General features: G+C 67.9%; 22 protein-coding genes and 2 pseudogenes. 20 read left to right on the plus strand and 4 right to left on the minus strand.

The window, feature by feature from the left end; all coding sequences use genetic code 11:
- The 3 genes from ABZ725_RS41725 to ABZ725_RS41735 all read left to right on the plus strand — a co-directional run bounded on the left by ABZ725_RS41725 (position 1) and on the right by ABZ725_RS41735 (position 5,441).
- Positions 1-2,103, plus strand: coding sequence for a hypothetical protein (locus ABZ725_RS41725; RefSeq protein WP_358807575.1), 2,103 nt, complete (start codon positions 1-3; stop codon positions 2,101-2,103).
- 94 nt (positions 2,104-2,197) lie between these two features.
- Positions 2,198-4,558, plus strand: a complete 2,361-nt coding sequence (locus ABZ725_RS41730) for a glycoside hydrolase family 3 N-terminal domain-containing protein (RefSeq protein ID WP_358807576.1) — start codon at positions 2,198-2,200, stop codon at positions 4,556-4,558.
- Between the two features lie 256 nt (positions 4,559-4,814).
- Positions 4,815-5,441, plus strand: a complete 627-nt coding sequence (locus tag ABZ725_RS41735) for a TetR/AcrR family transcriptional regulator (protein WP_358807577.1) — start codon at positions 4,815-4,817, stop codon at positions 5,439-5,441.
- 366 nt (positions 5,442-5,807) lie between these two features.
- Here the strand turns inward: ABZ725_RS41735 and ABZ725_RS41740 are convergent, their stop codons facing one another.
- Positions 5,808-7,271 carry an MFS transporter gene (locus ABZ725_RS41740; protein ID WP_358807578.1) on the minus strand — a complete coding sequence of 488 codons (1,464 nt, stop codon included), beginning with the start codon at positions 7,269-7,271 and terminating at the stop codon, positions 5,808-5,810.
- 122 nt (positions 7,272-7,393) lie between these two features.
- On the opposite strand from ABZ725_RS41740, the gene ABZ725_RS41745 reads away from it, so the two are divergent.
- Positions 7,394-9,616 (plus strand): glycoside hydrolase family 3 C-terminal domain-containing protein, encoded by a 2,223-nt coding sequence (locus ABZ725_RS41745; RefSeq protein ID WP_358807579.1) that lies wholly within the window; start codon positions 7,394-7,396, stop codon positions 9,614-9,616.
- Positions 9,613-9,753, plus strand: coding sequence for a hypothetical protein (locus tag ABZ725_RS41750; RefSeq protein ID WP_358807580.1), 141 nt, complete (start codon positions 9,613-9,615; stop codon positions 9,751-9,753). The genes ABZ725_RS41745 and ABZ725_RS41750 overlap by 4 nt, the downstream gene beginning before the upstream one ends.
- Positions 9,754-9,851: 98 nt before the next feature.
- On the opposite strand, the gene ABZ725_RS41755 is transcribed toward ABZ725_RS41750, so the two are convergent.
- Entirely contained in the window at positions 9,852-11,366 is a 1,515-nt protein-coding gene (locus ABZ725_RS41755) for a family 43 glycosylhydrolase (RefSeq protein WP_358807581.1), read from the minus strand.
- Between the two features lie 452 nt (positions 11,367-11,818).
- On the minus strand, positions 11,819-13,297 hold the full coding sequence (locus ABZ725_RS41760) for an MFS transporter (protein WP_358807582.1): 1,479 nt from the start codon (positions 13,295-13,297) through the stop codon (positions 11,819-11,821).
- A 281-nt stretch (positions 13,298-13,578) separates the two neighbouring features.
- Between ABZ725_RS41760 and ABZ725_RS41765 the strand changes: the two genes are divergently transcribed.
- Complete coding sequence (locus tag ABZ725_RS41765) at positions 13,579-14,232, plus strand: TetR family transcriptional regulator (protein WP_358807583.1); 654 nt, start codon at positions 13,579-13,581, stop codon at positions 14,230-14,232.
- Between the two features lie 91 nt (positions 14,233-14,323).
- On the opposite strand, the gene ABZ725_RS41770 is transcribed toward ABZ725_RS41765, so the two are convergent.
- The gene (locus ABZ725_RS41770) at positions 14,324-16,726 is read right to left on the minus strand and encodes a sel1 repeat family protein (RefSeq protein ID WP_358807584.1); all 2,403 of its coding nucleotides are present in this window, start codon (positions 16,724-16,726) and stop codon (positions 14,324-14,326) included.
- A gap of 192 nt (positions 16,727-16,918) precedes the next feature.
- On the opposite strand from ABZ725_RS41770, the gene ABZ725_RS41775 reads away from it, so the two are divergent.
- The 14 genes and pseudogenes from ABZ725_RS41775 (at position 16,919) to ABZ725_RS41840 (ending at position 24,800) form a co-directional block, all read left to right on the plus strand.
- Positions 16,919-17,218 (plus strand): hypothetical protein, encoded by a 300-nt coding sequence (locus tag ABZ725_RS41775; RefSeq protein ID WP_358807585.1) that lies wholly within the window; start codon positions 16,919-16,921, stop codon positions 17,216-17,218.
- Between the two features lie 298 nt (positions 17,219-17,516).
- A pseudogene (locus tag ABZ725_RS41780) lies at positions 17,517-18,461 on the plus strand (ABC transporter transmembrane domain-containing protein); the annotation flags it as partial.
- A 367-nt stretch (positions 18,462-18,828) separates the two neighbouring features.
- Entirely contained in the window at positions 18,829-19,230 is a 402-nt protein-coding gene (locus ABZ725_RS41785; RefSeq protein WP_358807586.1) for a hypothetical protein, read from the plus strand.
- A gap of 189 nt (positions 19,231-19,419) precedes the next feature.
- On the plus strand, positions 19,420-19,767 hold the full coding sequence (locus tag ABZ725_RS41790; protein ID WP_358807587.1) for a WhiB family transcriptional regulator: 348 nt from the start codon (positions 19,420-19,422) through the stop codon (positions 19,765-19,767).
- A gap of 559 nt (positions 19,768-20,326) precedes the next feature.
- Positions 20,327-20,599: a hypothetical protein gene (locus ABZ725_RS41795; RefSeq protein WP_358807588.1), complete on the plus strand. Its 273-nt coding sequence runs from the start codon at positions 20,327-20,329 to the stop codon at positions 20,597-20,599.
- Positions 20,600-21,427 (plus strand): PD-(D/E)XK nuclease family protein, encoded by an 828-nt coding sequence (locus ABZ725_RS41800; RefSeq protein WP_358807589.1) that lies wholly within the window; start codon positions 20,600-20,602, stop codon positions 21,425-21,427. It begins immediately after the preceding gene.
- The gene (locus ABZ725_RS41805) at positions 21,420-21,860 is read left to right on the plus strand and encodes a hypothetical protein (protein WP_358807590.1); all 441 of its coding nucleotides are present in this window, start codon (positions 21,420-21,422) and stop codon (positions 21,858-21,860) included. The genes ABZ725_RS41800 and ABZ725_RS41805 overlap by 8 nt, the downstream gene beginning before the upstream one ends.
- A gap of 93 nt (positions 21,861-21,953) precedes the next feature.
- Positions 21,954-22,232 carry a hypothetical protein gene (locus tag ABZ725_RS41810; RefSeq protein ID WP_358807591.1) on the plus strand — a complete coding sequence of 93 codons (279 nt, stop codon included), beginning with the start codon at positions 21,954-21,956 and terminating at the stop codon, positions 22,230-22,232.
- Positions 22,233-22,245: 13 nt separating this feature from the next.
- The gene (locus ABZ725_RS41815; RefSeq protein WP_358807592.1) at positions 22,246-23,040 is read left to right on the plus strand and encodes a DnaB-like helicase C-terminal domain-containing protein; all 795 of its coding nucleotides are present in this window, start codon (positions 22,246-22,248) and stop codon (positions 23,038-23,040) included.
- On the plus strand, positions 23,033-23,236 hold the full coding sequence (locus ABZ725_RS41820; RefSeq protein WP_358807593.1) for a hypothetical protein: 204 nt from the start codon (positions 23,033-23,035) through the stop codon (positions 23,234-23,236). The genes ABZ725_RS41815 and ABZ725_RS41820 overlap by 8 nt, the downstream gene beginning before the upstream one ends.
- Positions 23,236-23,661, plus strand: coding sequence for a RusA family crossover junction endodeoxyribonuclease (locus ABZ725_RS41825; RefSeq protein WP_358807594.1), 426 nt, complete (start codon positions 23,236-23,238; stop codon positions 23,659-23,661). Before ABZ725_RS41820 ends, ABZ725_RS41825 begins: the two co-directional genes overlap by 1 nt.
- Before the next feature lie 122 nt (positions 23,662-23,783).
- Positions 23,784-23,873, plus strand: a pseudogene (locus ABZ725_RS41830) (CHC2 zinc finger domain-containing protein); the annotation flags it as partial.
- 40 nt (positions 23,874-23,913) lie between these two features.
- A complete protein-coding gene (locus ABZ725_RS41835) occupies positions 23,914-24,561 on the plus strand; it encodes a toprim domain-containing protein (protein WP_358807595.1) in 648 nt (215 codons plus the stop codon).
- The gene (locus tag ABZ725_RS41840; RefSeq protein ID WP_358807596.1) at positions 24,558-24,800 is read left to right on the plus strand and encodes a hypothetical protein; all 243 of its coding nucleotides are present in this window, start codon (positions 24,558-24,560) and stop codon (positions 24,798-24,800) included. The genes ABZ725_RS41835 and ABZ725_RS41840 overlap by 4 nt, the downstream gene beginning before the upstream one ends.
- Positions 24,801-24,808: the final 8 nt, after the last annotated feature.

A 24,808-nucleotide genomic window follows, 5' to 3' on the forward strand; every position in this document is an offset into this window, starting at 1 on the left:
ATGATCGACCGTGAGTCCCTCGTCGGTCGCCATGCCGTCGAGATCACCCGCCCCGACCCCTCCCACGTGCTGACGGTCGGAAACGGAGACTTCGCCTACACCGCCGACATCACCGGCATGCAGACCTTCGTCGCCTACCACGACCAGTCCGCAGCCTTCGCCGAGCAGCGCCTCGCCGTCACCAACGCGACCATGTCGAACTGGGGTTGGCACTCGATGCCCAACCCCGACGGATTCGTCCTCGACGATGCGATGTCGACCTACCACACCGCACGCGGGCCGGTGCAATACCCCGACAAGTTCGACATGGCCTCGATGATGAGCGGTGAGCCGGCCGAGGAGTTCCGCGCCGGAGCCTGGCTCCACACGAACCCGCAGCGGATCGACCTCGGACGCATCGGGCTGCTGCTGCGCACCGCCCCCGGGGCGGAGCCGGAGACCTGCCCCGAAGCCCTCGCGAACCCACGCCAACGGCTCGACCTGTGGTCGGGCACGCTCACCAGCAGCTTCGAGTACGCCGGTCAGGAGGTGAGAGTCACCACGGTCGCCGACCCGCACCACGCGCGAGTCGCCTTCCGCATCGAGTCGAAGCTGATCGCGAGCGGCCTCGCCGGCGTCGTCCTGCGGTTCCCCTACGCCAGCGACGGCTTCTTCCAGACCTCCGACTGGGCATCGCCCGACCGGCACGAGTCGGTACTGGAGAGCGCGGGGGAGCGGACGGCCCTGATCCGGCGGGTGCTCGACGACACGACCTACGCGGTCCGAACGGACTGGAGCCAGGGCATTCTCTCCGCGACAGGGGAACCCCACGAGTTCGTGCTGACCGGCTCGGCGGACACACTGGAGCTGGTTGCCGGATTCGCTCCCGACGGCGACCCCGGCAGCGGCACGTTCGCATCCGTGGCCGACACGGCCGCAGCGTGGTGGCGCGGCTTCTGGACCTCGGGCGCGGCCGTCGACTTCGCGGGCAGCACCGATCCGCGGGCGGCGGAGCTGGAGCGCCGCGTCGTGCTGTCGCAGTATCTGACCGCCGTGCACGGCTCCGGCGCGCTCCCGCCCCAGGAGTCGGGACTCGTCGCCAACTCCTGGGGCGGCAAGTTCCACCTCGAGATGCACTGGTGGCACGCGGCCCACTTCGCCGCCTGGGGCCGCCCCGCGCTGCTCGCCCGCAGCATGGACTGGTACCTGTCCATCCTCGACTCGGCGCGGAAGACCGCACGGCGGCAGAGCTACGAGGGCGCCCGCTGGCCCAAACACGTGGGCCCCGACGGCCGGGAAAGCCCGTCGGACATCGGCGCACTCCTCGTCTGGCAGCAACCACACCCCCTCTACCTCCTCGAACTGCTCCACCGCGCCCGACCAGAGCACCAACGCATGGAGTTGGTCGCCCGTTTCGCCGAACTCGTCGAGGAAACAGCCCGGTTCATGGCCTCCTTCGTCGAAGAGCGCTCCGGCACCTACCACCTGCCCGCGCCCGTGATGCCCGCCCAGGAGTTCTACGACGCGAAGACCACCGAGGACCCCACCTTCGAACTCGCCTACTGGTGGTACGGATTGGAAATCGCCCAGTCCTGGCGCGAACGCCTCGGCCTGGAGCGGAACAAGCACTGGCAGCACATCCAGGACCACCTGGCCGCACCGCACCAGAGGGACGGGCGCTACACCGCGACCGCGACCGAGCCGTATCTGCGCCGCGACGACCATCCCTCGCTGCTGTGCGCGCTCGGTGTCGTCCCGGCCGGCCCGCTCGTCGACGCGGCCACCATGGAAGCAACCCTCGTCGATGTCCTGGACGACTGGCAGTGGGACACCGCCTGGGGCTGGGACTTCCCGGCCATGGCGATGACCGCGACCCGCGTCGGCCGCCCCGACCTCGCGGTGGACGCCCTGCTCAGGGACACCCCGAGGAACACGTACTCGGCGGTCGGCCACAACCCGCAGTTCGGCAGCCTGCTGCCCCTCTACAACCCGGCCAACGGCGGCCTGCTCGCCGCGGTGTCCCTCATGGCCGCCGGCTGGGACTCCGCCGACGCCGACTGTCCCGGCTTCCCGCGCGACAGCAGTTGGCATGTCCGACACGAGGGCTTCATCCGCTGGCCCTGACCGTCCGCGACCCTCCGCGACCGTCCGCGACCGTCCGCGACCCTCCGCGACCGTCCGTCCCCGCCCGACCACCCCCGAACGAAAGAACCTGAACATGGCCACTGGTGAATGGAGCCCCGACGAGATCCGGAATCTGGTCTCCCGGCTCACGTTGGAACACAAGGTCGCCCAGCTCGCCGGTCTGAGCGCCGCCGACCTGTTCACACAGTCGGAGGCCGGCCCCGCCGTCGAACCGCTGCGCATCAAGGACATGCGTCCCCACGGCGTGGGACATCTGTCCCTGGCGTGGTTCCTGGGCCATGACGCCGATAGCATGCGCGGACTGCTCGCCCAGATCCAGTACGTCGTCCGCGAGGTCTCCCCGTTCGGAATTGGCGCGTTGGTCCACAACGAGGGCATCAACGGCTTCCTGCACGCCTCCGGTTCGCAGTTCCCCACCGCCTGGGCGCAGGCCACGACCTGGGACCCTGAACTGGTCCGCAGGGCCGCGACCGTGACGTCCGCGCACATGCTCGACGCCGGGATCCAGCTGATGTTCTCCCCGGTCATGGACATCAACCGCGACCCGCGCTGGGGCCGTGTGCACGAGACATACGGCGAGGACCCGGAGCTGGCCGCGCAGATGTCCGTCGCGTTCGTGCGCGGTGCGCAGTCCGAGCCGGGTGTCCTGGCGACCGGCAAGCACTTCCTGGGCTACGGATCCTCGGAGGGCGCCCTCAACCAGGCGGCGACCCAGCTCGGACGCCGCGCCCTGGTCGACGAGTACGCCGAGCCGTTCCGCCGCGCGATCACGGAGGCGGGCCTGAGGTCGGTGATGAACTCCTACAACGAGATCGACGGCGTGCCCGCGGCCGCGAACCGCTGGCTGCTCACCGACTTCCTGCGCGAGACCCTCGGCTTCGACGGCCTGGTGGTCAGCGACTACGACTCGGTCGACATGCTCCGCACCCACCACCGCACCGCCCGCACCGCAGGCGAGGCGGCGGTCCAGGCACTGTCCGCCGGCCTGGACGTCGAACTTCCCGGCAACGGCAACTACGCCTCCCTGGTGGAGGAGGTCACCGAAGGGCGCCTGGACGAGAAGGTCGTCGACCTCGCGGTGGCCCGGGTCCTGGCCGTCAAGGCCCGCGTCGGACTCGTCCCCGGCTTCGGCCCGGCCCCCGCGCCGGCGGTGCGCCCGGACCGCGAGGAGGCCGCCGAGGTCCGCCGCGCCCTCGCGGCCCGCGGCATGGTCCTGCTCCAGAACGACGGCATCCTCCCGCTGACACCCGGCGAGCGTCGCATCGTCGTCGTCGGGCCCGCCGCCGACGAACTGCGCATCCACTTCGGCGCGTACACCTCCGTCTCCAACGCCGAGATGCCGCTGGGGATGATGGCGGTCATGGAGGGCAAGGTGCCCGGCGTGGACCCGGCGTCCTTCGTGTTCACCGACATCTTCCAGACCCGCATGCCGGGCATGGACCCCGTCTTCGAGGGCGTGGCCCGCGAACTGCACCCCGAGGCGCTCACGGTCCTGGACGCCCTGCGGGAGCAGGACGCGAAGATCGAGTTCGTGTCGCTGGGCCGGTTCGAGAAGGAGGACTCGCTCGACGCCGCCACTGTGCGCGCCGCCGTCGCGGACGCCGACCTGGTCCTCGCCGTGCTCGGCGAGCGCACCGGGTGGGTCGGCAACAACACCGCCGGCGAGGGCCAGTCGACGGCCTCGCCCTCCCTGCCGGGTGACCAGGAGGATCTCCTGGAGCACCTGGCCGCCACGGGCAAGCCGCTCGTGACCGTGGTCGTCTCCGGCCGCCCGCTGCTGCTGCAGAAGGCGGCATCGGTCTCCCACGCCGTCCTGCTCGCGCCGCTGCTCGGCCAGGAGGCGGGCACCACGATCGCGCACACCCTGTTCGGCCTGATCAACCCCAGCGGCAAACTGCCCAGCACCTTCCCGCGCCACCTGGGCCAGATCCCCCTCTACCACGGACACCACCACGGCAGCGGCTACGGACACCCCACCGGCACCCGGCACGGCTACGGCGACCTCGACACCCAGGGCCCTCTCTACGCGTTCGGCCACGGGCTGTCGTACACCACCTTCGAGGTCACGCTCGACGAGCGGGAGGACCGTCCGGCGGTCGAACTGGCCGACGGGATGATCCGGGCCCGGCTCACGGTGGTGAACACCGGGGACGTGGACGGCGAGACCGTCGTGCAGCTGTACGCGCGCGACGAGTTCGCGAGCGTCGTCCGCCCGGTGCGGCAGCTGATCGCGTTCGAACGCGTGGGCCTCGCCGCGGGGGAGAGCAGGACCCTCGTCGTGGAAGCCCCGGTGGAACGGCTCCACTACACCCTGACCGACGGCCGTCGTGGCATCGAGCCGGGCGACGTCACCGTACTGGCCGGCCTCGCCGCCGACGCACTCCCCTGCGCGGCGACGGTGACGGTCGGTCAGACCTGTCCGATCCGACCCTGACACGGGCGGACAGGAATCAGATCGGCCGGTCGGCCGCCGGTGCCTGACACCCCGGCAGCCGACCGTGTCGACGAGACGGGGCGGGCGTGCCACCTGATGGGCGCGCCCGCTTCGCCATGCCATGACGCCGGCGAAACGGCGCAGCCCGCGCGTGGCCGATTTCCGCAACAGTGCAGGCCATAGGGCCTCTGCCGGACGAGTCGTGTGAAGTACGGTCTGACGAGTGACGGACCAGCGAAAGCCACGAGGCCCCCGAGTGACCAGTCAGCGAAAGCCACGAGGCCCCTACCGCAAGAGCGCCGAGCGGCGGGAGCAGATCCTCCAGGCCGCCTACGAGGCCATCGACGAGCACGGCGAACGAGCCTCCCTGCAGGACATCGCCGACCGGGTCGGAGTGACGCAGCCGGCGCTGACGTACTACTTCCCCACGCGTGACGACCTGCTGCTCGCGGTGCTGGAGCGGCGCGACGTGATGGGGAAGGCCGCGAGCACCGGCGCCGCCGTGGAGGGCGCGAGCATGGTCGAGGGCATGGCGGCGAGCGCCCGGCACACCACCAACCATCCCGGGCTGGCCAAGCTGTATGTCACCCTCTCCGCGGCGGCGACCGACCCGGAGAGTCCTGCGCACAGTTACTTCCACGACCGCTACCGCACGATCGCCTCCGAAGTCACGCGCGACTTCGAGGAGCAGCAGCGGACCGGGGTGATCCGGGCGGACGAACCGGCCGAGCACCTGGCAAGGGTGGTGCTGGCGGTGCTGGACGGCCTGCAGATCCAGTGGATGCACGACCCCACGGTGGACATCGCCGCGATCGCGGAGACGTTCACGCGGATGCTGGCGCCTTCGGCCGACTCCGGGCGGGAGGAGAAGGCCGCCGACTGACCGGGTTCGCCTCCGGCATCAGGAGCAGCGCGAGTTCGAGGCGCAGACGACCCGCGGGAGTAGTGAAGGAGAAGCCCGGATGGGACTCCGCCCGCGCCGGTCGGGCGGCGATGGGGATGGGGATGGGGATGGGGATGGCGGTGCACGGACGCGGCGGCCGTGCGCAACGAGCCCGTGGTGCACAACGTGGCCGGCACCTCCAGAGTGTCCGCGCCGTGCGGCAGGGCCGCGAGTGTGTCCAGCGCCGTCACTCCCCGATCCCGGTGATGTCCTCGTGTGGAGCCCCTCGTGGCCTCGGCCGGCTTCGACGAGGTGTCGGAGCCGGCCGAGAAGGCGTGGGGGGGCCGTGTTCAGGAGGCGGGGCCGTCAGGCCGCTTGGCCGACCTCTGCCTCCTTGAGGCTCTTGGCCTTGGGGATCAGGAGGATCAACAGGGTGCCGACCGCGATCACGCCGGCGAACAGCAGGAACCCCTTGCTGTAGCTGTCGTCGACGTAGAAGGCGGTGCCCTTCATCACGTTGCTGTTCTGCGCGACGAGTACGAACGCCACCTGGGTCATCACACCCTGCAGGACGCCCTGCATCATGTTCTGCGCGCCGTTGCCCAGCGCCTGCTCCTCCGGCCTGACCGACTCGATGACCATGATCGGGACGAGGGCCACGACGATGCCCATGCCGACCCCGCTGAACACACCGATCGTCATGATCTGGGCGACGCTGTGGTGGAACTGGGACATGAGGCAGACGCCGACGGCCACCAGGGTGCCGCCGATCCCGAGCAGCAGACGGGAGTCGAAGCGGCGGACGAGAATGCCGGTCGCCACCGAGACCGCGATGAGGAGGACACTGTTGGGTGCGCCGACCCAGGCGTTCTTGGTGGCGGTCCAGCCCAGGCCGTCGGACAGTCCCGGGATCTTCGGCATCAGGATGAGCAGGTTGAGCACCGTGCCCTGGGCGAAGATCGCGCCCATGATGAGGCTCGACACCAGGAACGTCGACCACACCCGGCGACGCCCGAGCAGGGTGATGGGGAACATCGGGTGGGCGACCTTGCGCTCGACCAGGACGAACCCGATCACCGCCAGCAGGCCGAAGCCGATGAAGGACAGGGTGTCGCCGCTGGTCCAGCCCCACTGCTGACCCTTGCCGACGCCGTAGATGACGGACGCCAGACCGCCGCCCAGCAGGGTTCCGCCGACCCAGTCGACCGGGGTGCGGGGCTCGCGGACCTGGCTCTCGGGCACGATGAAGAGCAGGGCCAGGAGGCTGATCCCGGTGGCGATCACCATGAACCACAGGACGCCGCGGTAGCCGAAGTCGTCCAGGACCCAGCCGGACAGGAAGGGTCCGCCGAGGGCGAGCACGCCCATGCCGCCGCCGAGGAATCCGCTGGCGGGACCGACCAGCTTGGGCGGGAAGACGTCCCGGGTGAGTGCGTAGACCAGCGCGATCGACGGACCGTAGAAGCCGGCGATGGCCCGCCCGACGAGCAGGGTCTCGAAGTTGGTCGAGAGGGCGGTGACCAGGTCGCCGACCAGGCCGAGCGTGGTGATGACGATCAGCAGGCGCCTTGTGCCGAACATGCCTGCGCACTTGACGATGAACGGCGTCGAGAAGACGCCGACCAGCAGGCCGATCTGACTGAACCAGGCGATCTCGGTGGTGTGGTAATGGACCGCGATCTCGGCCTGCGCGTTCGACCCCATGAGGCCGATGAGGCCGTTCAGTTGGGACGCCCACAGCAGCGCGATCAGGATGAGTGCGAACCGTGCGCCGAAACCGGACTTGCCGGTCTCCTCCTCGCGCTCCGGTGACTCGACGTTGAGTGTCATGCGGCACCCGGCCTTCTGTGCGGATGGAGCCCTTGTGCTCCCAGCGCGCAGGCTAGCTCTGAATTTTTTTGAATGGTAGATTTTCAACACGGAAACATTTCTGTGACCTTGAGGTGGCGCACATGCAGCAGTTCGACACCGCGGCCCTCTCCCTGGAGGAGAAGGCGTCCCTGCTCTCGGGAGGGGACTTCTGGTCCACTCAGCCGCTCGACCGGGCGGGAGTTCGCGCGGTGGTGCTGACCGACGGCCCGCACGGCATCCGCCGGCAGAAGGCGGGCGCCGACCATCTGGGCTTCCATGCGAGCGAGCCCGCCACCTGTTTCCCGCCGGCCGTCGCCGTCGGTTCCAGCTGGGACGCCGAACTCGCCGCCCGCATCGGGGAGGCCGTTGGCCGAGAGGCCCGCGCGCACGGCGTCGACGTCGTCCTGGGCCCCGGCGTGAACATCAAGCGCTCCCCGTTGTGCGGACGCAACTTCGAGTACTACTCCGAGGACCCGCTCGTGTCCGGGGCCCTGGGCGCCGCCTTCGTGCGCGGCCTGCAGAGCCAGGGCGTGGCGGCGAGCGTCAAGCACTTCGCGGCGAACAACCAGGAGACCGACCGGATGCGCATCAGCGCCGACGTCGACGAGCGCACCCTGCGCGAGATCTACCTGGCGGCATTCGAACGCGTGGTGACCGAGGCGCGCCCGGCCATCGTCATGGCCGCCTACAACCGCATCAACGGCGTCCCCGCCGCGGAGAGCCGCCGGCTGCTCACCGAGGTTCTGCGGGAGGAGTGGGGCTTCGAGGGGCTGGTGGTCTCGGACTGGGGCGGCGTCGGCGACCGGGTGGCGGCCCTGGCCGCGGGCCTCGACCTGCAGATGCCCGGTCCGGACGCCGTCCATGACGCGGCGGTCGTGCGGGCGGTGCGTGCGGGCGGCCTGGACGAGGCCCTGGTCGACGCGAGCGCACGGCGGGTGGCCGCCCTCGCCGGACGGGCCGCGACCCCGGACGCCGAGTCCGCCGTACCCGCCGCCGAGCACCACGCGCTGGCCTGCGAGGCGGCCGCCGACTGCGTCGTCCTGCTGAAGAACGACAAGTACACCCTGCCGTTGGCGGAGGGCGTACGCCTGGCCGTCATCGGCGAGTTCGCCGCGAGACCCCAGTTCCAGGGCGGCGGCAGCTCCCTCGTCGCCGCCACCCGCGTCGACGCCCCGCTGGAGGCGATCAGGGCTCTCGGTCACCCGGTGACGTACGCGCCGGGGTTCACGACCGACGGGACGGGCGACCCCGAGGCGCTGCGCGAGGAAGCCGCCCGAGCCGCCTGCGGGGTCGAGGTCGCCGTGGTCTTCGTCGGTCTGCGCGGGGACACGGAGGGCTCCGACCGTGAGCACCTCGACCTGCCCGCCGACCAGGTGGCGGTGGTACGGGCGGTGGCGGCCATCGCCCCGCGCACGGTGGTCGTGCTCTCGACCGGAGGCGTGGTGTCCCTGGAGGGCTGGCACGACGACGTCGACGCGATCATGGCGGGCTGGCTGCTCGGCCAGGCCGGCGGGGCCGCCCTCGCCGACGTTCTGACCGGCGCCGTCAACCCCTCCGGCCGACTGGCGGAGAGCATCCCGCTGCGCCTGGAGGACAACCCCAGCTACCTCACCTTCCCCGGTGAAGCGGGCCATGTCCGCTACGGCGAGGGGGTGATGGTCGGCTACCGCCACTACGAGACCGTCGGCCGCGCCGTCCGCTACCCCTTCGGACACGGACTGAGCTACACCACCTTCGAGACGGAAGAGCTGACGGTCGACGTCACCGACGACGACACCGCCACCGTCCGGGTGCGGGTGAGCAACACGGGCGAGCGGGCCGGCAAGCACGTCGTCCAGGTGTACGTCGCCACCAGTGCCGGGCGAGTACGCCGTCCGGTGCGCGAACTGCGTGCCTTCACCAAGATCTCTCTGGCGCCGGGTGAGTCCCGCACGGTCGAGCTCCCGCTGGAGCGACGGGCGTTCGCCTACTACGACGTGGAGGCTTGCCGCTGGACGGTGGCCCCGGGCGAGTACACCATCCAAATCGGCGAGAGTGCCGCTCGTGTCGTCGCCGAACAGAAGATCACCCTCGCCGGTGATGCCGCCGCCACCGCCCTGACCCTCGACTCCGCGATCGGCGACTGGTTCGCGCACCCCGTCGCGGGTCCGCTGCTCCAGGAGGCTCTCATGGCCGGGGCGACCGAGGAGCAGCGCCGGCAGGCCGAGGCCGACAGCGACCTCATGGAGATGGTCGCGTCCATCCCGGCCCGCCAGTACCTGCACTTCCCCGGCGTCCCCGTGACCACCGACGACCTGACCGAGATCCTGGAGGCGACCCGTTGAGCCGCACCCCCGACCTGCGCCCCGACCTCCTGGGGGACGCCTCCACCGCACCGCACCAGATCGAGGGCGACAACATCACCAGCGACTGGTGGCGGACGGAGCAACAGAGCCAGGGCGAGCTGAAGACCGGGAGGTGAGAGCGGACATCGCTCACGACCGATGAGCGCGCTCAGCCGAAGGGGCGGGCCGGACGATCGCGTCCGGCCCGCCCCTTCGAGTGTTGTCCCGGTAGTCGTCAGGAGTCGGCGGACGGCGGCATCGCCATCGGGGTGGCCGGCACCGGGTCCGGGTCGGGAGCGTAGGTGAAGCGCGTGACCAGGGCGTCCGTGCCCAGTCCCTCGACGCCGATCACCCGGCCGGTGAAGCCGCCGGCCACCTCGGTCGACAGGTACCGTCCGTCGATCGCGGCGAGGGTCTGGAACTCGCCGTCGGCGAGATAGCCGAGGTGGATGTCGTCGGGTCCCTTGGCGAAGCTGTACTGCTGCGTGTTGGCGACCGCGCGCAGGGCGAGCGGGTGGTCCGCCGTGATGCCCTCGGCGGTGGCCAGCACCTGGTCGAACGGGCCGACGACCGCGCGCGCCGACACGGTTGTGCCCTGGCGTTCCACGGCGGCCCAGTGGGCGTCGTCGATCCGCACGACGAGAGCCGCGTCGCCCTGGGGCAGGGTGGCGGTCGCGGTCCAGGAGAAGTCGCGGGCCCGGACCGCCAGGAGCCGCTCGGCCTCGCGGCCCTCGGGCGTCCGGCCGGCCGACAGGCGCAGGCCCGCGCCCGGGGTGGGAACGGCGAAGGAACGGGGGTCGGCGCCCGGCGCGATCCAGCGCGGGTGGAGCCGCTCGGCGTCGAAGTCGTCGGTGAAGGCGGTGGGCGCCTGAGGGACGTCGTAGCGGTCCTCGACGATCAGGGGCCAGTCGTCGACCCAGTCCACGCCGGTGAGGAAGGTCTCGCGGCCGTTGACGTGGGACTCCGGGAACGACCCGCGCGGCCGTACGCCCAGGTGCACCATCGCCCAGGTGCCGTCGGGCAGTTCGACCAGGTCGCCGTGGCCGGTGTTCTGCACCGGGTGCGGGGAACTGCGGTGGGAGAGGACCGGGTTGGCCGGGTGCGGCTCCCACGGTCCGGAGGGGGAGTGCGAGCGGGCGACGGTGACCCCGTGCCCCGGTCCGGTGCCGCCTTCGGCCACCAGGAGGTACCAGTAGTCGCCGCGCCGGTACAGGTGCGGGCCCTCCACATGGGCCAGACCCGTGCCGCTCCAGACGAGGCGCGGCTCGCAGAGCAGCTTGCCGGTGGCAGGGTCCACGGTGGCTTGATGGATGCCTCCCGGGAACGCCCAGGTCAGGTAGCAGGTGCCGGTCTCGTCCCAGGCCAGGTCGGGGTCGATGCCGATCGCGCCCGTCGTGTACACGGGCTCGCTCCACTCGCCCGCGGGGTCGCTCGCCCGGACGATCAGGTGACCCTTCATCACGTCCTCCCGGTTCGTGGTCACCATCCAGAACTCGCCGTCGTGGTAGCGGATGGTGGGCGCGTAGATGCCCGCGCTGGCTCCCTCCCGGCCCAGCCGCACGGTGAACTGGCTCGGCCGGTCCAGGACGTTGCCGATCTGCTCCCACCGCACGAGGTCGCGGCTGTGGAAGATCGGGACCCCGGGGAAGTACTCGAAGCTGGAGTTCACCAGGTAGTAGTCCTCGCCGACACGGCAGACGGACGGATCCGGATGGAAGCCCGGGATGACCGGATTGATGTTGATGGTCATGTGCGGCCCTTCGATGTGCGGTCGTGAGGGGTGGCGGTGTCGCGATCACCCTAGCCGCTAAATTCTATATACGTTAGATTTTGGATGACGGGCATGACCGGACGCTCGACCACTCCACGGCCTCGCCGCCGCCCGGCTGCGCCAGGTCGGCGTGGGGCCGATCCTCAAGCGCCGTTGAAGTGTCAGGAGCAGACCTCATGGGCACGACGTGTCTGTTCCGCGGGGCGATCGCCGCCTCCGGCATCCTGATGCGCCCGGACGGCCCCGACGTCGCCCGCGCCGCCGCCCGCCTGTTCACCGCCCGGACCGGAACACCGGCCACCGCCGCCGCAGGGCGGGTTCACGTGCGTGCTGTGGCGTCCCGCGAGGAACAGAGCGGGGCGGATCCGACGCAGGCCGGGCGATGCGGCCCGGCAGGGTCCCCGTGCCGGCCGAGCCGGTCGGAGCGGGGTCTAAGCCTTTTGCGCGACGTCTGCGGTGACCGTCTCGGCAGGCGTCCCGGGTGCTGAGGCGGCCGCGCGCCGCCGGGGGAGGAAGGAGGCCAGGAGCAGGGCGAGGAGGGCGGCGCAGCAGCCGATGGCCATGATCACCTTGAAGGAGTCCTCGGAGGGCAGGGCGTGGCCGCCGAAGTCGATGGTCATCTGGGAGACGACGACTCCGCAGGCGGCGCTGGCGAGGGAGCTGCCGATGGAGCGGAGCAGGGTGTTGACGGCGTTGGCGGATCCCGTCTCGGAGACCGGCACCGCGCTCATGATGAGCGTGGGCAGGGCGCCGTAGGCGAAGCCGACGCCGGCGCCGACGATGCAGGAGACGAGGACCAGCTGCCAGATCTCGCTCATCATGAAGATGTTCAGGGCGTAGCCGGTGGCGACGATGACGGCGCCGATCATCAGCGTGTACTTCGCTCCGAAGGCCTTGGAGATCTTCGAGGACAGGGGGGCGGCGATCATGACGACGAGGCCCTGGGGCGCCAGGACCAGGCCCACGGCGAGCAGGTCCTCGCCGAGGCCGTAGCCGGTCTGCTCGGGAAGTTGCATGAGCTGCGGGACGATCAGCTGGAGTGCGAACAGGGAGAAGCCGAAGGCCAGGCCGGCGAGGTTGGTGAAGAGCACCTGGGGTTTGGCGGTGGTGCGCAGGTCGACGAGTGGCTGGGGGGTGCGCAGTTCGAAGAAGCCCCAGGCGAGCAGGACGATCACGGCGGTGGTGAAGAGGCCGAGGGTGGTGGCGCTGCCCCAGCCCCAGTCGCCGCCCTTGGAGATGGCCAGCAGCAGGGCGACCAGTCCGCCCGCCAGGCCGATGCCGCCGAGCAGGTCGAAGCGGCCGCCGGTGCGCACCTTGGACTCGGGGACCAGCGTCACGACGAGCACGAGGGCGAGGCCGCCGAGGACGCCTGAGGTCCAGAACAGGGTGTGCCAGTCGAAGTTGTCGGCGACGAAAGCGGCGATGGGCAGGCCGATGGCGGCGCCGATGCCGAGCGAGGCGCTCATCAGGGCGGTCGACGAGCCGAGCCGTTCGGCGGGCATCTCGTCGCGCATGATGCTGAGGCCGAGCGGGATGACTCCGGCGGAGAGGCCCTGCAGAAGGCGTCCGATGATCATCGGTGTGAGGGAGTCGCTGAGTGCGACGACGAACGAGCCGGCGGTCACCATCGCGAGGCTGGTGAGGAGCATGCGGCGCTTGCCGTACATGTCGCCGAGGCGTCCGGCGATGGGGGTGGCGACGGCGGCGGCGAGCAGTGTGGCGGTGACGGCCCAGGCGGTGTCGGAGGCCGAGGCGTTCAGGTACTTCGGCAGCTCCGGGACGATCGGGATCACCAGGGTCTGCATCAGCGAGACCACGATCCCGGCGAAGGCCAGCACAGCCACGATCACGTTCGGATTCGGGGGCGCGGACGCGGTGGTGTCCGCGGGGCGGGTGGGCGTGTCGGACATGGCTGGTCTCCGTCTGAAGCAGGCAGATGTGGAATGAACCCGCCAGCTTTAAATCAACGGGTTGATTTAAAATCTACTCCGAGGGGTGGTCGGGTTCAAGTCGGGCCGACTGAATCCGGCGGGAACACTGCGTGGAGGGATCGTGGAGGAGGGCGGCCTGAACCGGCCGTGCCATTGCGTACGCTTTCGTCGTTCGACCTCGCCGATCCGGTCGAGGATCCGCGACGGCCTGGGGGACGGGCCCTCGCGGATCGATGCGATGTCCCGAAGCGGTGGTGACGATGTCCGGTAGGACCAGGCGGGACGAGCAGGTCAGCGCGACGCGGGAGGCGCTCCTGGAAGCGGCGGAGCGACTGTTCGCCGAACACGGCGTGCATGCGGTCGCCAACCGCCAGATCAGCGAAGCCGCCGGGCAGGGCAACAACGCCGCGGTCAGCTATCACTTCGGCACCAAGATCGACCTGGTGCGCGCCATCGCCCGCCGGCACGCCGAGGGGATAGAGGCCGGCCGTGTGCGCATGCTGTCCGACATCGGCGACTCGGCCGACCTGCGGGACTGGGTGGCCTGCGCGGTCCGTCCGGTCACCGAGCACGTGGAGAGCCTGGGTACCCCCAGCTGGTACGGCCGCTTCATCGCCCAGGTCACGGCCGACCCGGCCCTGCGCGCCGTCACGACCGAGGAGTTCGCGGCCGCCTCGCCGTCGGTGCAGAAACTGCAGGAGGGCCTGAATCGCTGTCTGCCCGACCTGCCGGCCGAGGTGCACGCCGAACGCACCGCCATGACGCGTCATCTCGTCACGCAGATGGTCGCCGAGCGCGAGCGAGCTCTTGCGGGCAACGAGCCGACTTTCCGCGCCAGTTGGCGCGAGGCGGCGAACGGCCTGGTCGACGCCATTGCGGCTCTGTGGCAGGCACCGGTCACACGGGAGGACTGATCGTCGGCCCGTTCGGCCTTGCGCCTACCGCATGCTTCCGGCATACCGTAACGATCACCCGCCGTCACGACCCGACGCCAACCCCAGAACCTCAGGAGCAGGCGGATGTGGGGGTGCCGTCGGGGTCGAGGCCGTGAGGCCAGCGTCTATGGAACTGTCGTTGCTGCGAACCGCAGTCGGCTGCCCGTATGTACAGGCGTTCGGCACTGTCTGGGTCGCCGAGGTATTCCCTCACCTTGCCGAGCAAGGTGAGGGCCGTCGAATCGCCGGCAGCGAGCGCCTTGCGGTACAGGCTGTGCGTCAGAGTCTCGTCGTGCGGGTCGGCGGTCACGACGAGCGCGCCGAGAACGCCGGCTTGGGCAGCACGGTCGGTGACCTCAGCGGCGTGGTCGTGGTGCCCGAGCCGGTGGAACACCTCTGAGAGGTGGAGCAGGTCGTTGCCGAACCCGGCGTCGATCGCTTCCTGATAGCAGGCCTCGGCAGCCTCGTGCTGCCCGGCTTCCTTGTGGATCCTCGCCAGGAAGATCAGATCAATGGTGGCGCCGGCATCGATCGCTTTCCGGTACAGCCGGGCGGCGGCTTCAGGGTGGCCGAGATTTTCCTGAAGCCGCGCGAGCGATCCCAGACAGCCGATGGCGCCCTGGCGGACGGCCTGCCGGTAAAGACGCTCGGCTTCCTCGACGTCGTCGGCGCGCTCGTGCAAGGCCGCCAGGAACGTGTATCCGGCTGCGTCACCGGCGGCGATGGCCTGCCGGTAGAAGTCCTTGGCTCCAGCCGGGTCATGGGCGTTCTCACGCAGGGTACCGAGCCTCAACAGGCCGTTGGTGTCACCGGCCTCGACGGCCTGACGAAGCAAGTGTTCGGCTGTGTGCTGGTCCGCAGCCCAGTCTGCAAGATGGACCAAGGCCGGTATGGAACCCGCTTCGGCAGCCCGCTGGTACAGACGATTTGCCCACTCGAGGCGGTGGCGCAGGCGGGCGGCGAAGCCGAGATTGAAGAGTTCGTCACCTCGGTCGAAGTGCGTCAGAGCCGCCTGCCAGAACGAGGCGGGCGGGCACATCGCGCGACGGGTGAGCTGGCCGTGATGCCGGAGATAGTCGGCCAGATCCACGACGCCCGGCAGGGCCCCCATACCCGTGGGCTGGGGCACGTCCGGCAGAGGCACGGCGATCTGCTTGATCAACGCGCGGCCGTAGGCGAGTGCCTCGGTGAACCAGTCGGCGTCGGCGCGGGCCCGTTCGGAATCCGGGAGGTAGCCGGGCGCCGCCTCCCGGAGGAAAGGCAGCGGCAGCGGGCCGTCGACGCCGAGGCGACGGGCGTCCATGGCTGCCTCCATGAGGGCCCGGCCCAGCCGCCCGTGCCTGCCCGAGGGGAGCTCGTAGTGCCGGACCAGATCCGGTCCCGCGGCCAGGTTCTGCGTCACCGTGCTGCCCAACTGAACGGCTGTGGCCAGCGAGGGGTCCTGTTCGCCCATACGGCGGGCGGCGTGGAGGTCGTCAACGAACGTGTCGGGAACGCTGATCAGTCTGGCCTGCGCCAGCAGTCCCCTGGCCAGGCGATGGTGGTCTGCCGAGCTCGTCGCCGGAGCAGCGGTCAGGGCCTGATGGTGGACGGGCCATAGCGTGGCGATGACGATGAGGGGACCGCCCGCATCCAGTCTGCGAAGCAGCGCGGCTGACAAGCGCTCGCCGAGCGGGCCGGCGAGATACACCTGGGCCTCGTTCAGCCACAGCACGGTGCCCGCAGGGAGAGCGGGAGCGTCGGCGTCAAGGAGTTCGGCCAGCCCGGCAGCATCGGCGGGAAAGACCAGGTCGAAGGTGTCGGGGACGACGGCGCGCATGGCCTCGAACGCGGTGCGGGTCTTGCCGGTGCACGATTCACCGACCACTGTCACCAGCAGGGGAGCAGCTGACGGAAGGACCGCGGCACGCAGATGTGCCTGGAGCAGCGCGTCGTGGGCCCGTGTCACGTAATGGGGCAGCACAAAATCTTGATCACGGGCGGCGTCCGGTGCTGCGGAGATGGCGGGGTGCACGCCCAGCCTCTGCGCGCTCCACGCCCGCACCCGACGCGGCCGGTCCACTCGCCCCGCCGGCCCCGGCCCCTGAGCCGTGTCCGTGTCGCGCAGTAGTTCCTCCTTGCCCGCCGCCTCCCGCCAGGCCGGCCACCGATGCGGCTGCAGCAGCCCGCTGTGGAAGGGACCGAGCTCCTGCGGGGACAGCCGGTGCCGTTCCTGGCGACGGCGAACGGCCGTGATGAGACTGGTCACCAGATGCATCAGCTCTGGTTCTGCGGGCACGTGCTTGCCGTTGACCCAGTCGCTGATCCGCTGGTCGCTGATCCGCCGGTTGGTGATTTCGACACCAGGCGGACGCCGACGCTCGTTTGCCGCTTGGGCCGCCTGCTTCTGTGTCACTTCCGCAAGTTTGATCAGCTCTCGCAAACGCGTTCCGAGAAATTCCCTCGCGCCCTGGTCCCTCTCCGCCTCCACCACCGTCCGACATCCCTGCCCGCTCGCCGATGCCCGGAGCCTCCTCCGGATCCGGACCGGAATCCGAAGCTAGCTCTTCCAACTGCGGCGATGTGCCTGTTCGGGGAAAGCTCCCTCGTCCGATCCCGGCGCGCTTCGGCGTACTGGTGTTCCGCACAGGTAGTGCGCACCACACTCCCACGCATCGGAGCACCCATGAGTCTCAGCGTCCTTGTCAGCGCACTGGGCGGCATCGTCGTGCTGTGCGCGGCTGCCGCCCGCGTACCCGCAGCCCTCGCCGACCTGCTGCGTGCCTGCATCCCGACCTTGCACGCGGCGCGAGAACTGAAGGATGCCTGGCGCAGCGACACCACCTTGGGCTCGAGCCATGCTCCACGTCAGTCCGAGCATCCGCTGCCGCGTCCCGCGCGACGCCACCAGGACGGTGACTTCCACCAAGGCAACATGGACGGCGATCAGGCCGCCCGTCGGCACCGATCCGGTGAACCCACCTGACGTGTCAGGTTCCATCCGACCCCATGGTCGGGATCGCGGCGGCGAACCTGGTGCGCACCGACGTGAAGCGGGTCGGCGGCGCGGGTGACTTCGGGGCCGACGTGACGCCCGAGCCCCCCGTGCGCTGAGCCTCGAACTACGACGACGGCTGCACCGACCACCGCAGGCTCGCCACTGGATACGCCCGCTGCGCACGCCGAGCGCAGCGGTGTCCGGTTCTCGCCAGTCCGCGGTAAATGCCTGGACTGAGAACCTCCCCTGACGGGAAACTTCCGACTTCCGAACCTCCGGGAGTGTGATGGGCACAACAGACATGCGAGGGCCGACGCCGGGCAGGAGCGCGGTCGTTCTGGCACTGCGCCGCTACTGCCGGGAACTGCTGCGACTACGACTACTGGCCCTGCCCGCGCTGCTGCTGCCGGCCGTGGGCAACATCGGCATCCGCTACGTCGCCCCCTTGCTGATCGCCAAACTGGCAGGACAGGCCGCCGACGACGGCGGCCTCACCCTCACCTCGGCGCTGCCGTACGTGCTGGGCTTCGGCGTGACGCTGCTGCTCGCCGAGGCCGTGTGGCGGGTCGGGCAGCACTGCCTGAACCGCGTGGACGCCCTCGGCATGGAACACCTGTACGTGAGCGGCATGGACGAACTCCTCGCCAAGGACGCGGCATTCTTCCACGACAACTTCGCCGGCTCCCTGACCAAACGGGTGCTGAGCTTCGGCAAGCGCTTCGAGGACTTCGTCGACACGGTGACGTACCGGATCGTGGGCAGTCTCATCCCCCTGGTGTTCGGCGCCGCCGTGCTGTGGACCTACGAACCGATGCTCGTCGTCGGCCTCCTGGTGATGATCGCGCTGACCGTGGTGGCCGCGACACCCCTGATCCGTCGTCGGCAGAGGCTCGTCAACGACCGTGAGGCGGCGATCGCCCGGGTCTCCGGCCACGTCGCCGACAGCCTCATGAACATGGAGACCATCCGGGCGTTCGCGGCCGAGCGGCGGGAGGCCGACGAACACCGCAGCCGTGTCGCGGACTCCCGGCGCCTGACGCTGAGGTCGTGGGACTACGGCAATCTGCGCGTCGACACCCTGATCGCCCCCATGTCCGTGCTGACCAACGTGCTGGGCCTGTTGGTCGCCATCGCCTTCGGCGGCCCGGGCCAGGGCGTGGAGGAGGTCGTCGTCGCTTTCACCTACTACTCCAACGCCACCCAGATCATGTTCGAGTTCAACCAGATCCATGGCTCTGACCTGCGGAAACGCGGCTCTTACGGGGTAATCTAGGCGTCTCTTCGAGGTCTGCGCAACCCACTTCGAACACTGCCGCTCGAACACTCGAACGAATTGTGAGCCAGTCGAACCTAGGAATTGAACCTGTTAGCGCAACCTTGCTTACGTCACTGTGCGTATACTCCGATAGGAAGCTAGCTTCGACGGCGCGGCTAGCCAACACTCAGTTTGACTCGCGGTAAACATCGCGGGCAAGATCGCATGAAACTTGCCGCCACACGAAAGGGCAACCCCCATGCCGGCCCCCCGGAAGCTCCCTGATCGGACGGTCCTACTCGACCTCCGCACCAAGGGTGCTACTTATGAAGAAATCGCCGAGATGTACGACGTCACGCCCGGTGCCGTGTACTGGCAGCTCCGGGACGCGGGCGGCACGAAGAAGCGCAACGACCACCGGCGCTACCTTCCGTGGCGCGTGAAGGCCGAGCACACGCATGCGCGGCCGGCCACGATGCTTCGCTTCCTGAGTCGCAGGGAGCAGGGCGAGACTCTCCCCGAGGCCAAAGACCGGATGCTGACTAAGTGGCTCGCCGAGGTCAAAGAGGCTGACGTTGTCGTGTGCTACAGGCGCGAGCAGGGCCCGAACCCCGCGAGCCCCAATGGTGGCTTCTACTACTCGAAGCGTCGCCCGTCTGACGGGGACAACCTGATTCGGGTTGATGACGGCGAAGCCGACGACACGTCGAAGGTGCCGCTCCCCTCTACGCCGCGCACCGTTTAAACAAATATCTACGCGTGTTGCGCATCCGGGCCGTCCCCAATCCAGCGGGGGCGGCCTTTCTGTGATGTGAACCTAGCATTTGACTTCGCCAGGGGGTCGGGGTGAGTATTGACATGTCAGCGAGGGAGACACGGAAGAACCGGCGAAGGGTCGGGGACGTGCCGCCGAGCTATTCACATACTCCCGGCAATGCGAGGAACCTTGACGCTCAATTGCGAGGCCAGCCCCGATAAGTACTTCAGCGAGTCTCCCGCTGTAATCACCGCGGCTAAGGCTGAATGCCAGAACTGCCCGGTACAGGATGAGTGCGCCGAATTGGGTCAGAATGAGGCCTACGGCGTATGGGGCGGCATGACGCCCGAAGAGCGAACTAAGGCCAGACACTTCCGAGAAATCCTTTTTGAAGAGTTGGTGAACTCGCGAATCCGCCGCATGCAGAAGGGCGGCGCTTCGATCTCCGCCATGGCCCGCGAGCTGGGGCTTCCCCGTAAAACCCTGGCCGACCGGCTTCGTCGCCTCACCGAGCTTGCCGCGTAGTAAGTGACCGACGAGTAGGCAATTCGATCACAAGACGGTAACGAGGGGAACCCCGGGGTCGTCTAGTTGTATACGGAACCTGTCACTCCGCATAGGATTCCGTTACCGGGCTATCACAAGAAGTTCACAACCCCACAGACGGCCCGGCACCCTCACGCTGCGAAATTTTCGGGGATTCACGATGCTGGTAGATAGCTCGACGGGTTTGGACCTCAACAATGCTGGGGTCAACCTACAGGGCGTGGATATCCTGATGGATCTCCCGCAAGTTCTGTCCGTGGCCAGAGTGCGCTACGAAAACGGGACCCGCATCGAAGTATCCTGTTGCGGTTCCTCGCTCGATGCGGGCGACATTGAAGCCGTCCGAAGCCAAATCCCGATGCACTCGATGCCCCTACAGGGGTGGCCGAGCGAGACTCTGGGATGCGGACATGAGGATGAATACACGACGGCGTATTGGATCTTCGAGTAAGCGTCGCCGCACAACTTCATAGACGACAAAGGGGCACCAGGCCGGGTGCCCCTTCTCTTTGCCCTGAAACTAGCATTTGGAGAAAAGGTGCCTGCCTTCGACGCCGCGAAGACCAACGCGAAGACCTTCATCGACCTCGACGGCCAGGACGTCAACGTCCGGCCCGTGTGGGAGGAGGGAGAGCAGCGTGTAGTGGTCGAGCTTCAGATCAACGGGCGCGAGTGGGGCGAGACGGAATCGGCCACGATCCGGCTCTCTCCCGGCATCATCCCGCAGTTCACCGACGCGATCCTATGGGCGGCCCTTTTCGGCGAACTGGCCAACGTGGCCTCTGGCAACCCGTCCGTCCGGGGTGAATGAATGGCGGGCCCGATAGCTCACCGGTCCGTCTCTCAGTACGGGACCTTTGTCCGATGTGGCGAGGCTTACCGCCTCGAAAAGGTAGCCAGGGCCCCGCAGAACCAAGCCGCATGGTTCGTCCAAGGAACCGCTTATCACGAAGCGGTCGAGAAGTGGGAAAAGTCGAACCGGGCCTACGGGCCCGATGTGATGGCCGAATGGTTCGAAGAGGCTTGGGACCGCGAGTATGCGGCGGCCCTGGCCGTCGAACCTGACACGGCCCGTTGGCTCACCGGTGGCGTGACGAAGCCCGCCAACGACATCAAGAGGCGTAGAGAGCGCGGTCGAGACCAGGTAGAGGCGTACTTCGAATACGCCATAGAAGCCCCCGAACGCATCTGGGAACCGGTCGAGGGCATGCCGGCCATCGAGCTTCCCTTCACGGTCAGCTTCGGCGAAGTCGTCGTGAAGGGCTACATCGATCAGGTTGTGATCTACCCGGACGGACACCTTCGGGTCCGGGACCTGAAGACCGGAACGAAGCTGCCGGACACGGCATTTCAGCTAGCGGTCTATGACCACGCCATTGAAGACATGTTCGGCGAGAAGGCCGGATTCGGCGATTACTTCATGGCGAAGAACAACGCCCCTACGGAGCCTTGGAACTTGCAGGACTACGACCGGGAGAAGGTCACCCGGTGGTTCCGCAACATGGACCGGGCCGTGAAGCTCGGGATCTTCCTTCCCAGTCCTGGCGACGCATGCCGGACGTGCACGGTACGACGCTACTGCGATTTCAACGGCGTCGACCGACGCCAATACCCCTACGAGGAGATCACGAATGGCTGAGATCAGCGCAACTCTCAAAGCCCACGGCGGACATGACGCCACGTGGGTTGTCATCAAGGCGGAAACCATGGCCGAGTTGACCGACCTTCTGACGAACTACAGCCAGTGCGGCATTTCCGCTCTGGTCGGCGAAGCCGTCACCATGCTCCGCGCGGAAGAGATCCTCGGCGCGCAGCTCGGGGCCCGCCCGGTCGAGCACCCCGGACAGTACGACGCGGCCCCGCAGGGAGCCCCCCAGAGTGGCTATCAGGCCCCCGCGGCCTCTTCGGCCGGCCAGGCCTCGACCCCCCACGGAAACCCGCCCACGTGCCCGCACGGCGTGAAGCGGTTCATCGAGAAGCCCTACCGCAACAAGCCCGGTACGTGGCGCGCGTGGAGCTGCCCGGCCCCGCAGGGCACGCCCGATCAGTGCTCGCTGGAGTTCATCAAGTAGCCAACTCCCTTACTCCCATTGGCAGGGGCGCGACTGCCAGGCCATACGGCCGCCCAACGCGCTTTTCTCATGCCCAGAAACGGAGCCTGCCCCTTGTCTATCGAAGCCCGCTTTCGCCGCTTCCACACCGACAACCCTCACGTCCTGGCCGAGCTTGAGTACCTGGCCCGGACGTGGTTCGAGGCCGGTAAGACCACCATCGGGATCGGATTTCTCTTCGAGGTCTGCCGATGGCAGCGAGGAATCAAGACGAACAGTCACGACGACTTCAAAATTAACAACGACTTCCGGGCCCACTACGCCCGAATGATCATCGCGCGTAACCCCGACTGGGAGGGACGCATTCGCGTCCGCGCTCTTCGCACCGCCTGACAGAGGAACGCCCTTGTACACGATTGTTCGAGCTAAGGGCGATTCCGGGAAAACGGGCGAACCCCTCCCCACGCTCTTCAAGACCTTCGCCGCAAACACGGTGCACTTCCGTCGAGGACAGCTCACCATCATCTCGGCGGCCCCCGGTGTCGGTAAGTCGGCCCTTTCCATGGCCCTGGCCCTGCACGCGCGCGTACCCGCCTTCTACTTCTCGGCGGACACTGACCCGCAAACGATGTTCATCCGGTGTGCCGCGAACGTCTCGGGCTGGTCGACGCGGGATATCGAGAACGCCCTAGAGAAGGGCAACACGACGGCCGTAGAGGCACAGCTAGACGGCCTCGATCACCTCCGGTGGGACTTCACCGCCACGCTCTCGATAGATGACCTAGAAGCCGAACTGAAGGCTTTCGCGGTCACCTACGGCATGTGGCCCGAACTCATCATCGTCGACAACCTCTCGAACGTCGTCCCGGACGCGGACGGCGACAGCAACAGCTATGTCGCCCTCGAAAAGGTCTGTGAGTACCTGCACGAACTTGCCCGCATGACGGGCGCGTGCGTGGTGGCCCTACACCACGTAAAGGGCGACTCGAACGACGGTAATAGCCCGGTGCCCATGTCGCAGATCAAGGGACAGATTGGCCGTGTTCCGGAAATGATCCTCACCCTTCACCGGATAGGTGACGACTCTTCCCGACAGATGGGTGTGTCCGTAGTCAAGAACCGTACGGGAAAGGCTGACCCGTCCGGACAGATGATCCTGTATTTGGATGCCGATATGGAAAGGATGCGGCTCGATGGCTGAATACCCCGGTATCTGGGATGACACGACGAAGCCCGTTGACGAAGACCGTGCGGAACAAGACAGGTTCGTAGCCGGCCGAGCTGACATATGGCACGCGGCCCGCGCCATGCTCTTCAAGGCGGGGGAGCTTTCTCCGCAGCCTGAACAAGTCGTAGACCTGGCCCGGTTCCTTGCCGGGGACGGCAACGGCTACTGATGTACGAAGTACGTGTAAACGGTCTCCCGGCCCCGCAGGGCAGCAAGCGGCACGTAGGCCGGGGGGTCATGGTCGAAAGCTCGAAGAAGGTCAAGCCGTGGCGTGAAGCCGTGGCCGCCGAAACGGCAAAGATCGACTTTGAGGACTGGCCCTTTGTGCGGGTGTCCGCATGGTTCCTGCTGCCGAGGCCGAAGAGCCATTACCGGTCCGGCCGGTACTCCCACATTCTGAAGCCGACGGCTCCCCGGTATCCAGGGAAGTACCCCGACCTAGACAAGCTGTGCCGGTCCACCCTCGACGCGTTGCGCATGGGCGGGGCCTATCAGGATGACGCGCGCGTTGTGACGCTGCACGCCTTCAAGGTGTTCACCGAAGCGGGCGAAGAGCCTGGGGCCCTGATTCGCCTAACGGAAGCTCACCTTTGATTCCGCCACCCCTTCGAACCTAGTATTTGGAACGTAAGGGAGGGCGTATGGAGAAGCCCCCGATAGCGGAAGTGCTAGAAGCCTACGGAGCGACTGACGTTCCCGAAGGTGCGCGCCGAAAAATGAAGTGCCCGTTCCACGAGGACCGAAATGCATCGGCTTCCGTAAGCACCGACGAAAACAAATTCCGGTGCTTCGCGTGCGATATCTCGGGCGATTCGTTCGATGTGATCGCCGATCAGGAAGGATGCAATGACTTCAATTGTGCCCGATCCTGCGCTGAAAAGCTTCTTGGAAGAAGCTACGGCCAGGTACGAGGGGGAGCTAGCCCGAAGCCCCAACGCCGTAGCGTATTTGAAGAGTCGGGGCCTGTCCGAGGACAGCGCAGCCTTCTACAGGCTGGGGTACGTAGAAAACCCCTTGCCGGGGCATGAGACGGCCCGAGGAATGCTCTCCGTCCCGTACCTCACCCGATCCGGTGTGGTCACGGTTCGCTTCCGGCGACTTGGCGACGGCGACGGCCCGAAATACCGGTCGGTCCCCGGTGACCCGCCCCGCATCTTCAACGCGAACGCCCTGCTGATTCCCTCGGATCACGTCGCCATCTGTGAGGGCGAATTCGACGCCATAGCCGCGACCGAGGCCGGAATACCGGCGGTCGGAATCGCCGGTGTGAGCGCATGGAAAAGCTACTTCGCCCGATGCTTCAAGGGATATCGGGCCGTGTACATCCTGGCCGATCAGGACGATAAGGGCCAAGGAATGGAATTCGCCGAGAAGGTGGCCGAGCAAATCAAAAACGCTCGAATTAGCCCCATGCCAGCCGGACATGACGTGAACAGCTTCGTCCTGGCCCACGGGCCCGAAGCCCTGCTAGAGCAACTGGAGATCAAGACGTGAGCCCTTACGAATTGCGCGGGCGCTTCATGGACTTCATGGGGCAGTGCACGAACAGAATTCTCACCGTCGGGGCTGAGCAGTACAGCGACGGCGATACGCAGAAGTTCGAAACCATGCCCATTCTCGGGCTGGTCCAGTACGCCAGAGAAGAAGCTCAAGACCTGGCCGTTTATGCGGCCATGCTCGACATACGACTTTCTCGACTCGAAGCCCTGCTTCGATCGCACCCCATTCAGTAAGAGGCCGC

The organism is Streptomyces sp. NPDC006872 (assembly GCF_040635845.1).
In the GTDB taxonomy this organism is placed as follows: domain Bacteria; phylum Actinomycetota; class Actinomycetes; order Streptomycetales; family Streptomycetaceae; genus Streptomyces.

What these genes read in the sequence shown, in the direction of transcription:
- ABZ725_RS41725 (WP_358807575.1), top strand. Translation starts at nt 1, where the DNA reads ATGATCGACCGTGAGTCCCTCGTCGGTCGCCATGCCGTCGAGATCACC.
- ABZ725_RS41730 (WP_358807576.1), top strand. Translation starts at nt 2,198, where the DNA reads ATGGCCACTGGTGAATGGAGCCCCGACGAGATCCGGAATCTGGTCTCC.
- ABZ725_RS41740 (WP_358807578.1), bottom strand. Translation starts at nt 7,271, where the DNA reads ATGACACTCAACGTCGAGTCACCGGAGCGCGAGGAGGAGACCGGCAAG.
- ABZ725_RS41745 (WP_358807579.1), top strand. Translation starts at nt 7,394, where the DNA reads ATGCAGCAGTTCGACACCGCGGCCCTCTCCCTGGAGGAGAAGGCGTCC.
- ABZ725_RS41755 (WP_358807581.1), bottom strand. Translation starts at nt 11,366, where the DNA reads ATGACCATCAACATCAATCCGGTCATCCCGGGCTTCCATCCGGATCCG.
- ABZ725_RS41760 (WP_358807582.1), bottom strand. Translation starts at nt 13,297, where the DNA reads ATGTCCGACACGCCCACCCGCCCCGCGGACACCACCGCGTCCGCGCCC.
- ABZ725_RS41765 (WP_358807583.1), top strand. Translation starts at nt 13,579, where the DNA reads ATGTCCGGTAGGACCAGGCGGGACGAGCAGGTCAGCGCGACGCGGGAG.
- ABZ725_RS41775 (WP_358807585.1), top strand. Translation starts at nt 16,919, where the DNA reads ATGAGTCTCAGCGTCCTTGTCAGCGCACTGGGCGGCATCGTCGTGCTG.
- ABZ725_RS41785 (WP_358807586.1), top strand. Translation starts at nt 18,829, where the DNA reads ATGTACGACGTCACGCCCGGTGCCGTGTACTGGCAGCTCCGGGACGCG.
- ABZ725_RS41790 (WP_358807587.1), top strand. Translation starts at nt 19,420, where the DNA reads ATGCGAGGAACCTTGACGCTCAATTGCGAGGCCAGCCCCGATAAGTAC.
- ABZ725_RS41800 (WP_358807589.1), top strand. Translation starts at nt 20,600, where the DNA reads ATGGCGGGCCCGATAGCTCACCGGTCCGTCTCTCAGTACGGGACCTTT.
- ABZ725_RS41805 (WP_358807590.1), top strand. Translation starts at nt 21,420, where the DNA reads ATGGCTGAGATCAGCGCAACTCTCAAAGCCCACGGCGGACATGACGCC.
- ABZ725_RS41820 (WP_358807593.1), top strand. Translation starts at nt 23,033, where the DNA reads ATGGCTGAATACCCCGGTATCTGGGATGACACGACGAAGCCCGTTGAC.
- ABZ725_RS41825 (WP_358807594.1), top strand. Translation starts at nt 23,236, where the DNA reads ATGTACGAAGTACGTGTAAACGGTCTCCCGGCCCCGCAGGGCAGCAAG.
- ABZ725_RS41835 (WP_358807595.1), top strand. Translation starts at nt 23,914, where the DNA reads ATGACTTCAATTGTGCCCGATCCTGCGCTGAAAAGCTTCTTGGAAGAA.